The 11219-nt window shown below is 74.3% G+C and carries 5 protein-coding genes; 4 read left to right on the top strand and 1 reads right to left on the bottom strand.

Annotated features, from left to right (window positions below; genetic code table 11):
• Nucleotides 1-235 precede the first annotated feature (235 nt).
• The 3 genes from FrCorBMG51_RS00125 to FrCorBMG51_RS00115 all read left to right on the top strand — a co-directional run bounded on the left by FrCorBMG51_RS00125 (nt 236) and on the right by FrCorBMG51_RS00115 (nt 9871).
• Nucleotides 236-3841, top strand: a complete 3606-nt coding sequence (locus FrCorBMG51_RS00125) for an ATP-dependent helicase (protein WP_476742075.1) — start codon at nt 236-238, stop codon at nt 3839-3841.
• Nucleotides 3838-7581 carry an ATP-dependent helicase gene (locus FrCorBMG51_RS00120; RefSeq protein WP_047221134.1) on the top strand — a complete coding sequence of 1248 codons (3744 nt, stop codon included), beginning with the start codon at nt 3838-3840 and terminating at the stop codon, nt 7579-7581. The genes FrCorBMG51_RS00125 and FrCorBMG51_RS00120 overlap by 4 nt, the downstream gene beginning before the upstream one ends.
• Nucleotides 7582-8107: 526 nt before the next feature.
• Entirely contained in the window at nt 8108-9871 is a 1764-nt protein-coding gene (locus FrCorBMG51_RS00115; RefSeq protein WP_162233146.1) for a substrate-binding and VWA domain-containing protein, read from the top strand.
• A 210-nt stretch (nt 9872-10081) separates the two neighbouring features.
• On the opposite strand, the gene FrCorBMG51_RS27745 is transcribed toward FrCorBMG51_RS00115, so the two are convergent.
• Entirely contained in the window at nt 10082-10279 is a 198-nt protein-coding gene (locus FrCorBMG51_RS27745) for a hypothetical protein (protein WP_157180331.1), read from the bottom strand.
• Between the two features lie 343 nt (nt 10280-10622).
• Between FrCorBMG51_RS27745 and FrCorBMG51_RS27740 the strand changes: the two genes are divergently transcribed.
• Nucleotides 10623-11129: a toll/interleukin-1 receptor domain-containing protein gene (locus tag FrCorBMG51_RS27740; RefSeq protein WP_047221255.1), complete on the top strand. Its 507-nt coding sequence runs from the start codon at nt 10623-10625 to the stop codon at nt 11127-11129.
• Nucleotides 11130-11219 lie beyond the last annotated feature (90 nt).

The following is an 11219-nucleotide window of genomic DNA, read 5'->3' as shown; positions in this document are numbered from 1 at the left end:
GGCTGACGACGGCCCCCGCCGACCGCATACCGCCGTCGGCGGCGCTACCTGACCTGCTTCTTTCCGTCTGCTTCCAGCCGCCTGTTTCCAGCCGCCCGTTTCCACCGTCCCGGCCCGTTGTCGGGACGGCGCGGGACGCCGGCCGGCCGGTTGACGGCGCGACCCGAGCAGCCTGCCCAGCCCGATAGCCGTACCGGCGGGTTCGTCCGGTTCTGTCGACGGGACCGGCGTTTTGGTGACGGCCTATCCGGGTTTGTCGGTGGGGCGTGGTGTGCTCTACGCCGTGACAGCTCAGCGGGACGGCGCCGAAGCCGGCGGGGCCGCCGAAGTTGGTGGGGCCAGTGGAACTGTCGCCGGGACCGGCGGGGCCGTGGCCGGGGGCGGTGGCCCGGCCGCCTACCGGCTTGTGCGGACTCCGACGCAGCCGGTGCGGCCGCCCGTCCTCGACACCGACCAGCGCCGGGTGGTCGACCACGCCGGGGGCCCGCTGCTCGTCCTCGCCGGGCCCGGCACGGGCAAGACGACCACGATCGTCGAGGCGGTGGCCCGGCGGGTGCGCGACGGGCTCGACCCGGCGGCGATCCTCGTGCTCACCTTCAGCCGGCGTGCCGCGCGGGAGCTGCGGGAGCGCATCACCTGGCGGCTGGGGGCCGCGGTCGGTGTCCCGCTTGCCTGGACGTTCCACGCCTGGTGCTACGCGCTGCTGCGGCTGTACCGGCCCGACCCGCTCGGCGTCCCGCCGCGACTGCTGTCCGGGCCCGAGCAGGACGCCCAGCTGCGCGACCTGCTCGCCGGCACGCGGGAGGTCGGCCGCCCCCGGTGGCCGGCGGCCCTGGCGGGCTGCCTGACCACCCGCGGGTTCGCCGAGGAGGCGCGCGCGATGCTCGCCCGCGCCCGGGATGTCGGTCTCGACCCGGACGCGCTGGCCCGGCTGGCCCGTGACACCGGCCGGGCGGACTGGGCGGCGATGGCGACCTTCTACGCCGACTATCTCGACGCTCTCGACCACGTGGGTGCCATCGACTATCCCGAACTGGTGCAGCGGGCGGCCCTCGTCGCCGAAAGCGATGATGTCGGGGCACAGCTGCGTCGCCGCTACCAGGCTGTGTTCGTCGACGAGTACCAGGACACCGATCCGGCGCAGGAACGGCTGCTGCGCGCTGTCGCCGGCGGTGGCGCCGACCTCGTCGTCGTCGGCGACCCGGACCAGTCGATCTACGGTTTCCGGGGGGCGGAGGTCCGTGGCCTGCTGGAGTTCCCGGCCCGTTTCCCCCGCGCCGACGGGCGCGCGGCCGACGTCGTCACCCTGCGGCGCTGCCGTCGGCTGGGCCCGGTCGCGCTCGCGGTCAGCCGGGAGGTCGCCCGGCGCATCCCCGCCACCGGCCTGCCCGCCGGGCATCTGCGCGCCCACCGGGAGCTGGTCGCCGCCGGCCCGCCCGTCGCCGAACGGGTGGAGGCACGCACGTACACGACCACCGGCGCCCAGGCCGAGGGCATCGCGGACCTGCTGCGCCGGGAGCATCTGGGCAACGGCACCCCGTGGGAGCGGATGGCGGTCCTGGTCCGCAGCGCGACCCGGTCGATGCTGCTGCTGCGCCGGATGCTCGTCGCCGGTGGGGTGCCGGTCGAGGTGGCCGGCGACGAGCTGCCACCGGCCCGCGACGGCACGGTCGCCCCGCTGCTGCTCGCCCTGCGCTGCGTCGACGGCCCACCGGACGAGCTGACCGCGCAGGCGGCCCACACTCTGCTGACGAGCCCGCTGGGCGGGGCCGACCCGGGCGCGCTGCGGGCGCTGGGCAGGGCGCTGCGCGCGGCCGAACGGGTGGCGATCGCCGCCGGCGCCGCTGCCATCGCGCGCACGGACGGGGCCGGCCGCCTGTCCGGTCTGCCGGCCGAGGCCGCGGCGCCGGCTGACCGGGCGGGCGGGCCTGCGGTGCCGGCGTCGTCGGCGGAACTGCTCCGGCAGGCGGTCGTGGATCCCGACCGGGCCCTGCTGATGGTGGAGGAACGCCTCGCCGGCCCGGCCCGGCGGCTGGGTGAGCTGCTGCGCTCGGCGCGTGCGGTGCGGGCCGCCGGCGGCACGTCCGAGGACGTCCTGTGGGTGCTGTGGTCCGGCAGCGGCTGGCCGCGGCGGCTGGAACGCGCCTCGGCCGCCGGGGGAGCTGCCGGCCGGGCGGCCGACCGCGACCTCGACGCCGTGGTCGCGCTGTTCGCCGCTGTCGGCCGGGCCAGTGACCGGCATGGGCCGGGCACCGGCATCGGCCCGGTGCTCGACGAGCTGGAACAGCAGCAGATCGCCGGTGACGTGCTCACCGAGCGCCCGGCGCGGCCGGATGTGGTCCGGCTGCTGACCGCCCACCGCAGCAAGGGCCTGGAATGGGACGTGGTGGTCGTCTGCGGCGTCCAGGACGGGGAGTGGCCGGACCTGCGGACCCGCTGTTCGCTGCTGGAGGCCGAACGGCTGGAGCGCCCCGAGCTCGGCGGCGTGCGGGAGCCGGTGACCCGGGCCGAACTGCTCGCCGACGAACGCCGGCTGTTCTACGTGGCGCTGACCAGGGCGCGCCGACGTCTCGTCGTCACCGCGGTCGACTCCGCCGAGGACCAGGGGACGAGCCCGAGCCGGTTCTTCCACGAGCTGGCCGAGGCCGAGCGGCTCGGCGTCGTGGTGACGCGGGGGCGTTCCCGGCCGGCGCGTCCGCTCACGCTGCCGTCGGCGGTCGCGGCGCTGCGCCGGGCCGCGGTCGACCCGGAGTCGACACCGGCCATGCGGCAGGCGGCCGCGGCCCGGCTTGCGCGGCTGGNGCTGGCCGCCGCCGTCGACGACGCCGGCCGGCCGCTCGTCCCCGCGGCCCGTCCCGGCCGCTGGTGGGGGCTGGTCGAGGTGACCTCCGGCGAGGTGCCGGTGGTCGCGCCGGAGGCCCCCGTCCGGCTGTCGGGGTCGTCGCTGTCGGGGCTCGTGACGTGCCCGACGCGCTGGTTCCTCGAACATGAGGCGCATGCGCAGGGCACCAGCAACGCCGAGATGGGTTTCGGCAAGGTCGTGCACGCGCTGGCCGACGAGGTGGCCACCGGGCGGACCCCGCCCGACCTGGGCGCTCTCGACACCCGGCTGGACCGGGTGTGGCGTCACCTCGGCTACGAGGCGCAGTGGCGCTCCGAGCAGCAGCGCGCGGCGGCGCGCCAGGCCCTGGCCCGGTTCCTGGTGTGGCATGCCGCGGCCCGCGGGCGGCGGCTGGTGGCCAGCGAGGTCCCGTTCTCCTGTGACCTGGCGGTGGGCGGGCGGACGGTCCGGCTGCGCGGCTTCGTCGACCGTATCGAGCTCGACGACGCCGGCCGGGTGCACGTCGTGGACTTCAAGACCGGCCGCACGGCGCCGTCCGGCACGGACGTGGCCCGGCATCCGCAGCTGGGCACCTACCAGCTGGCCGTCCGCGGCGGGGCGGTGGCGTCCGCCGGGCCGGGATCCGGCGCTGAGCCCGGCGGGGCGGAACTGGTGCACCTGCGCCTGGACGCCGGGCCGGACCCGGCACCGGACGACCCGCCATCGGATGCCACCGGACCGGACGTCACCGGACCGAATGCCACCGGACCGAATGCTACGAAGGCGGGTGCCGCTGGGGCGGGTGCTGCGGATGGGCGGCGGCCGGCTCGGGCGCCGAAGGTGCAGCGGCAGCCTGCCCTGCCGCCGGACGGCCCCACCTGGATGGACGATCTTCTCGTGGACGCCGTCGAGCTCATCGCCGCGGAACGCTTCCCGCCTCGTCCCGGCCCGGACTGCTCGATGTGCGCGTTCCGCCGCTGCTGCCCGGCCCAGGACGACGGACGACAGGTGATCACTTGACAGCGAGTGGTGATCGTCTGACCGTGGGTGCGGCGCCCCGGCCGGCTGGCGGCAGCCCCCNGGCTGGCGGCAGCCCCCGCCCCGGCGAGGGGCCACCGCCCGGTGGCGGCCTGGGCGCCGGAGGTGCTCCGCGTCCCGAGGGCGGCCCCCACGCTGGGGGCGGCCCGCCGGCGCCCCCAGCGCCGCTGGTCCCGCTGGTCCCGGAGGACCTGCGTGACCTGCTCGGGGTGCCGTTCACCGGCGAGCAGATCGCCGCGGCGACGGCTCCGCTGGAGCCCGGTGTGATCGTTGCCGGTGCCGGTTCGGGCAAGACGTCGGTGATGGCCGCGCGGGTCGTCTGGCTGGTCGCGACCGGCCAGGTCGCGCCCGGGGACGTGCTCGGCCTCACCTTCACCACCAAGGCCGCGGGCGAGCTGACCGACCGGATCCGCCGGGGCCTGGCGAAGGCGGGCCCGGTCGGCACCGCCGACGGCCCCCGGGGCGTTCCTCCCGGCCAGCGTGAGGCCGGCGTGCCGGCCACACCGGGCGCGGGCCACGGGGCGTGGGGCACGCTGCCCGGTCAGCGAGGAGCCGGCCTGATCTCCGGCCCGCGGGAAGACGATCCGGCCGGCCACCGGGAACCGGCCGGCCACCAGGAAGACGGCGCGCCCCAGCCGTCCCCGGGCGGGGACAGCGACGTCGACGGTGAACCGGCCGTGTCCACCTACCACTCGTTCGCGAAACGGCTGATCACGGACCATGCGCTGCGGCTGGGCGTCGAACCGGGATTCCGGCTGCTCGCTGACGCCACCCGCTTCCAGCTCGCCAGCCGGGTGCTGCGCCAGCACCGCGGGCCGGTCGAGGCGTTGACCCGGCCGATGTCGATGCTCACCGGTGATCTCGTCTCGCTCGAGGCGGAGCTCAGCGAGCATCTCGTCGACCCGGACGCCCTCGCCGCCTTCGAGCTGGACCGGCTCGCGGAGCTCGAAGCCGCGATCGCCGCCGGCCGCCGTGTCGCGCGCAACAGAGGCCATGTCGACATCCTCGGCCGGATGGTCATGGCCGCCCGCGCCCGCCGGGAACTCGCCGCCATGGTGGCCGAGTACCGGCAGGCCAAACAGGAGCTGGAGGTCATCGACTTCGGCGACCTGGTGACCCTCGCCGTCCGGCTGGCGGACAGCGTGCCCGAGGTCGGCGCGCTGGAACGCGCCCGGGCCAGAGTCGTGCTCCTGGACGAATATCAGGACACCTCCGTGGCGCAGCGGCGGATGCTCGCCGGCCTGTTCGGCGGCGGCCATCCGGTGACCGCCGTCGGTGACCCCTGCCAGGCGATCTACGGCTGGCGGGGGGCGTCGGTGGCGAACCTCGACGGGTTCCCGGCGCACTTCCGCCGCCGTGACGGCGAGCCGGCGCGGGNCGGCGAGCCGGCGCGGGTGTACGAGCTGACGGTCAACCAGCGCAGCGGCGGCCGGCTGCTGAGCCTGGCGAACACGGTCGCGGCGACCCTGCGGGCCCGCCATCACGTCGCGCGACTGCGTCCTCGGCCGGATGTCGCCGAGCACGGCACGACGGTGGTGGCGCTGCATCCGACCTGGGCGGGCGAGGTCCGCTGGGTCGCGGCGACGCTGCGGGAGATCGTCGACGCCGGGCGGGCCAGACCGGGGGAGTGCGCGGTGCTGGTACGGGCGCGCTCCGACGTGCCCGCGCTGTACGCGGCCCTGCTGGCGGCGGGGCTGCCGGTGGAGGTCGTCGGGCTCGGCGGCCTGCTGAGCCTGCCGGAGGTCGCCGACGTCGTCGCGACCCTGGAGGTGCTGGACGACCCCACCGCCAACGCCGCGCTGGTCCGGCTGCTGACCGGGCCACGGGTACGTCTGGACCGGCGGGATCTCGCGGCGCTCGGGCGCGCGGCGCGGGCGGCCGTCCGGGTGGGGACGGACCGTGCCGCCGTCCTCGACCAGCCGGCGCCCGGCCAGCAGGCGTCCCGACAGCCGCAAAGCTCCGCCGGTCACGCCGGTCACGATGGCGGTGCCGGCTATGGCGACGGTGCCGGTCACGGCGGCCACGACGGCGCCGGCCCGGCCGGCCCGGCCGGCCCGCTCAGCTCACTCGACCCGCTCGACGAAGCCGTGACCGGGATCGACCCCTGTGACGTGGTCGCGCTCGCGGACGTGCTCGACGATCCCGGCGACGAGGTCTCGCCCGCCGGCCGGGCGCGGCTGCGGATGCTCGCCGGGGAGCTGCGCCACCTGCGCGCCCACGTCGACGAGCCGCTGCTGGACGTCATCCACCGGGTTGTCGAGGTCACCGGGCTGGATGTGGAGCTGGCAGCGAGCCCCGAGGCGGTCACGGCCCGCCGCCGGGACAACCTCGCCGCCTTCGTCGACGTCGCGGCGAACTTCGAGGGCCTGGACAACGACGGCTCGGTGCGCTCCTTCCTGGCCTTCCTGCGGGCCGCGCGGGAGCACGAGCGCGGTCTGGACGCGACCAGCCCGTCCGGTGCGGACGCCGTCCAGCTCATGACCGTCCACAAGTCCAAGGGGCTGGAGTGGGAGGTCGTGGCCGTGCCGAATCTCAGCCGCAAGGTCTTCCCCGTCACGACGGTCCGGTCGAAGTGGACCACGGTGGCCTCGGTGCTCCCGACACCGCTGCGCGGGGACGCCGACGACCTGCCGGCGCTGCGCGGTCATGACAAGGCCGCGCTCGCCGACTTCACCGCGGAGTGCGACGCCTACCTGGAGCGGGAGGAGCGCCGGCTCGGCTATGTCGCGTTCACCCGGGCGAAGTCGCTGCTGCTCGGCAGCGGCCACTGGTGGGGGCCGTCGCAGCGCCGGCCCCGCGGGCCGTCGGCGTTCCTCGACGAACTCCACGATCATGCCCATGCCGGTGGCGGCCGGGTCGCGCTGTGGGCGCCCCCGCCGTCCGAGGGTGAGACGAATCCGCAGCTTGCGGGCATGGACGACCTGGACTGGCCGCTGCCCTACGAACCGGTCGCCTTTGCCCGCCGGCAGGCCGTCGCGCGGGATGTCGGCGGGTATCTGGCCGCGCTCACCGCCGGCCGTCCGCTTCCCGACGACGACCACGAGCGGATGACCCCGGCGGAACGGCAGATGCTCACCGAACTGGACGCCGACGTCGAGCTGCTGCTGGCCGAGGCCCGCCGGGCCCGGCGGGTCGTCCGCGAGGTGGAGCTGCCCCGCGCGCTCACCGCCTCCCAGGTGGTGCGGCTGCGGGCCGACCCGGCGGGGCTGGCCCGTGATCTCGCCCGTCCGATGCCGCGACCGCCGGTGCCGCAGGCCCGCCGGGGCACGGCGTTCCACTCCTGGGTGGAGGGGATGTTCGAGCAGACCCCGCTGATCGACCTTGACGACCTGCCGGGGGCGGCGGACGAGGGCGTCGACGACGCCGATACCGCGGATGCCGCGGCGCTGCGGGAGGCGTTCCTGGCCAGCCCGTACGGCCAGCGCAGCCCGTTCGCGGTGGAGGCACCGTTCGAGCTGCTGATCGGCGGCCGGGCGGTCCGGGGCCGCATCGACGCGGTGTACGACCTCGGCGACGGCCGGTGGGAGGTGGTCGACTGGAAGACCGGGCGCCGCCAGGCGGACGCGACGCAGCTCGCGGTCTACCGGCTGGCGTGGGCGCGGCTGCGCGGCGTCGCGCTGGACGCGGTGGACGCGGCGTTCCTGTACGTCCGCTCCGGCGAGGTCGTCCGCCCGAAACTGCTCTCCGAGCCCGAACTCGAAGCCCTCCTCGCCACCTCATGACCGGGTTCCGACCTCCCGGCCTCGGTGCCGGCCAGCTTCCGTCCGCCTTGGCTCGCCTGCTGACGGGGGCTGGTAGTCATGCCGGCCGAGGGTGGGCGTCGTGCGGGTCGGTTCGTCGTCCGTGGCCGGGCCGCTGACCCGGCCCGGGTCGCCGTCGGTGGCGATGGCCGGTCATGTCGGCACTCGGCGGCGGGAGCTGCCCGATTGTGGCGTTACAGTACGTGCAGGTGTGTCGCGTCCTGTCGCTGACCGGCAACGGGATGGCAACGGGATGAGCGTCGTGTCCACCGCGGGGGGAGCGGAGCATGGTGTGGGCGTCGAGACCAGTGGGCGGGATGTCGGCCCGGTGGGCCGCCCGTCCCGGCCTGTCATGTCGCTGCGCCTCGGCGTGTTCCGGCCTGTCGGACTCTGGTCGTCCGTCGGGTGCCGACCCGCGGGGCAGTGAAGGCGTGGCTACGGCAGCCGCCGACGGGACGCGCGGCTCGAAGTGAGCCGTGGCCCCAGGAGCCGTAACCCCAGGATCGCGGTGCCTGTGGTGCTGGTCGCCGCGCTCGTCATCGTCGGGTTACGCGTTCTCACCCGTCCCTCGGTATCCGCACCCGACGTTCAGAGGCCGTCGCCGCTACCCGCGTACTCCGGAACCTGCGCGACCATCGTGGTCGCTGCCAGCGCGGATTCCTTTGCCCTGCTCACCGATCTGGCCGGGGAATACACGAGACAGACCAACTGCGCCAGGGTCAGCGTCCTGCCGGAGGATTCCGGCGACGTCGAACAGGCGCTCGCCCGGGGATGGGACGAGCGGGTCGACGGGGTTTTCCCGGACGTGTGGCTGCCGGCCGCCTCGAGCTGGGTGGAGCTTGCTCACGAGCATACGCCGGCGCTCGTCCCGCCGCCCGCGTCCGTGCCGAGTATCGCCAAGACGCCGCTGGTCATCGCCATGCCCGTGCCGATGGCCCAGGCGCTGGGATGGCCGAAACATCCGGTCGGCTGGTCCGAGCTGCGTGCGCTCGCCCGCGACCCGCGGGGCTGGGGCCGATACGGCCACGCGGAATGGGGGCCGTTCCGGATGGGGAAGACCAATCCCACGGTGTCCACCTCCGGCCTGCACGCCACCGTGGCCGCGTTCGCCGCCGCCGGCGGCCACACCGCGGCGTTGACGGCGGCGGACGTCGACGACCCGCGGGCCCAGGAGTACGTCCGCGACCTCGAGTATTCCGCGGTCCACTACGGGACCATTGTGCAGACGTTCCTGGATAATCTTCAGAAAGCCGACGACGCGGGCGACGCCCTGGGCTACGTCTCCGCGGCCGCGGTCCCGGAGAAATCCGTCTGGGGGTACAACCGGGGTGATCTGAGGTCGACGTCGTCGACCGCGCCTCCCGCTCATCTCCCGCCGCGGGTGAAGCTCGCGGCCATCCATCCCCGGGAAGGCACGCTTTACGCGGACCAGCCGTACGTCGTGCTCGCCGGGAACCGGACGGACGAGGCGAAGCAGGCGGTCGCCTCGCATTTCCTGCGCTATCTTCTGTCGGAGCCGGTGCAGGAGCGGTTCCGGGACGTGGCTTTCCGGGACGCGCGCGGTGCGGCCGGTCCGGTGATAAAAGACGACCCGCTCCTCACCGTCGGCTCGCCGAAGGCTCTTCCGGTGCCGCCGGCGGCGGTGCTGGACCGCGTCACGAACGCCTGGCTGTCGGCGTTGCGGAAGCGTGCCCGCGTACTCGTCCTGCTGGACGTCTCCGGTTCGATGAACAACATCGTGCCGGGTACCGGACAGACCAGGCTGCAGCTCGCTAAGCAGGCCACCCGGCAGGCCCTCGAGCTGTTCGCCCCCGACGACGACGTCGGCCTGTGGACCTTCACCACGGCCTCCGACGGGCGTCCCGTCCACGAGGAGGTCGCGCCGATCGCGGCGATCGGCCCGCGGCTCGCCGGCCTGAAGAACCGGATCGACCATCTGGCGACCGGTAACGACACCCCGCTGTACCAGGTCACGGACGACGCGGTCAGGCAGGTACGGGACACCTACGATCCGGACCGGATCAACGCCGTCGTACTGGTGACCGACGGCAGGCAGGATCCCCCGGACGACGCCGCGCTGCTCCGCCTGCGCGGCACCCTCACGGCGGACGCCGCGCGGCAGGCTCCGGTGCGGGTGTTCTCCATCGGCTACGCCGAAGCCGACGAGGCGGCTCTGAAAAGCATCTCCGACGACAGCCAGGGAAGTTACTATCCCGCCAGCGACCCGGCCACGATAGAAAAAGTACTCCGCGGCGTCGTGTCGAACTTCTAGCCGGCGAAGGATAATGCGATTATTTTTCTTCCGTGCCCGGGGTTCCCGCCGCAGCCGGGGTCTGGAAACCGGTCCGGCAGGCCCGGGGATTCCGACGTCCCGGGCCTGCCGGACCGCTGAAAGGTACGAGATGCAGGGCATGGGTGCGAAGGCCGGCGGCGGGGGCGCGCGCGTCCCGTGGCGGGTGGTCCTTCCTGCGCTGGGCGCCGGCTATTTCTGGCTGCTGTTATGGGCGGGCCGGGTTCTTCCCGCGGCCACCGCGCTGTGGGGCGGCGGGATCACCGTGGTCTCGGCGGCCGCGGTGACGCTGGCGGCCCGCGTGCTTTTCGCCCGCCGCGGGCGCGCGGGAGGCTCGTCGGCGTCCTCACCGTCGCGGGGCGGTCCGGCTGCCCGGACACCGCCGATCATCGGGGCATCACCGTTGCCGGAGACTCAGCCGCGCGTGCCGGCCCCAACCGCCGGCACCGAGATCGCCGCCGTGTCCTCCGTCCCGTCACCTGCCGGATCATCCACCGGCCTGGCGGCGCCGGTGCCTGCCGGGTCGTCCGCCGGGGCCGCCGGCTCGCCATCCGCCGGGTCATCCGCCGGGGCCACGGTCACGGTGTCCGCCGGACCGTCCGCTGAGGCTGCCGCGACGGTACCTGCCGGGGCGGCAGCCGGGATTACCAGTGTGCTGTCCCCCGAAACGCAACCGTCTCCCGCACCGTCATCCCTCCCGCCGACACCGCCGCCGGAAACCGGTGGGGAAACGATGACGGCTGTCGTGCCGCCGGACGAGGGCCAGGTACCCGCGGGCGGGCAGCATCCCGTCCGTGACCGGGTTTTTGTCAGCTACAGCCATCAGGACCGGGCCTGGCTCGAACGTCTGCAGGTTCATCTCCGCCCCCTCGAACGCACCAGAAAGATAGATTTATGGGCGGACACCAGACTGCATGCCGGGGACGACTGGAGAAAGGAGATAAACGCTGTTCTGGACCGGGCGAAGGTGGCGATTCTGCTGGTAACGGCCGATTTTCTCGCTTCTGACTTCATTGCGAACGAGGAACTGCCTCCCCTGCTGGACGCCGCCGCGAACCGTGGCTGCCGCATAATTCCCGTCATCATCAAGCCGAGCCTCTTCGCGCATACGCCGGCGCTTGCCCGCTTCCAGGCGATCAACCCGCCTGACCGGCCGCTGAGCACCATGTCGGAGCACGAGCGGGAGGACGTGCTGTTCCGCGTTGCCCTGACCCTGATGAACGACGGCCATGAATGCTGAAAGCGGTAAGAAAATGGCGGATCCGTCATGCTCGCGACGAATTTTATGGGACCCGCCGCGTGGCCGCCGACACCGGCCGGCGGGGCCGCC

It is taken from the genome of Protofrankia coriariae, from assembly GCF_001017755.1.
GTDB classification, from domain to species: Bacteria; Actinomycetota; Actinomycetes; order Frankiales; family Frankiaceae; genus Protofrankia; species Protofrankia coriariae.
This window is presented reverse-complemented; position numbering and strand designations above follow the sequence as displayed.

Excerpts from the sequence above, each read along its gene's own strand:
- FrCorBMG51_RS27745 (WP_157180331.1), bottom strand. The coding sequence starts at position 10,279 with ATGATCGGCGGTGTCCGGGCAGCCGGACCGCCCCGCGACGGTGAGGAC.
- FrCorBMG51_RS27740 (WP_047221255.1), top strand. The coding sequence starts at position 10,623 with ATGACGGCTGTCGTGCCGCCGGACGAGGGCCAGGTACCCGCGGGCGGG.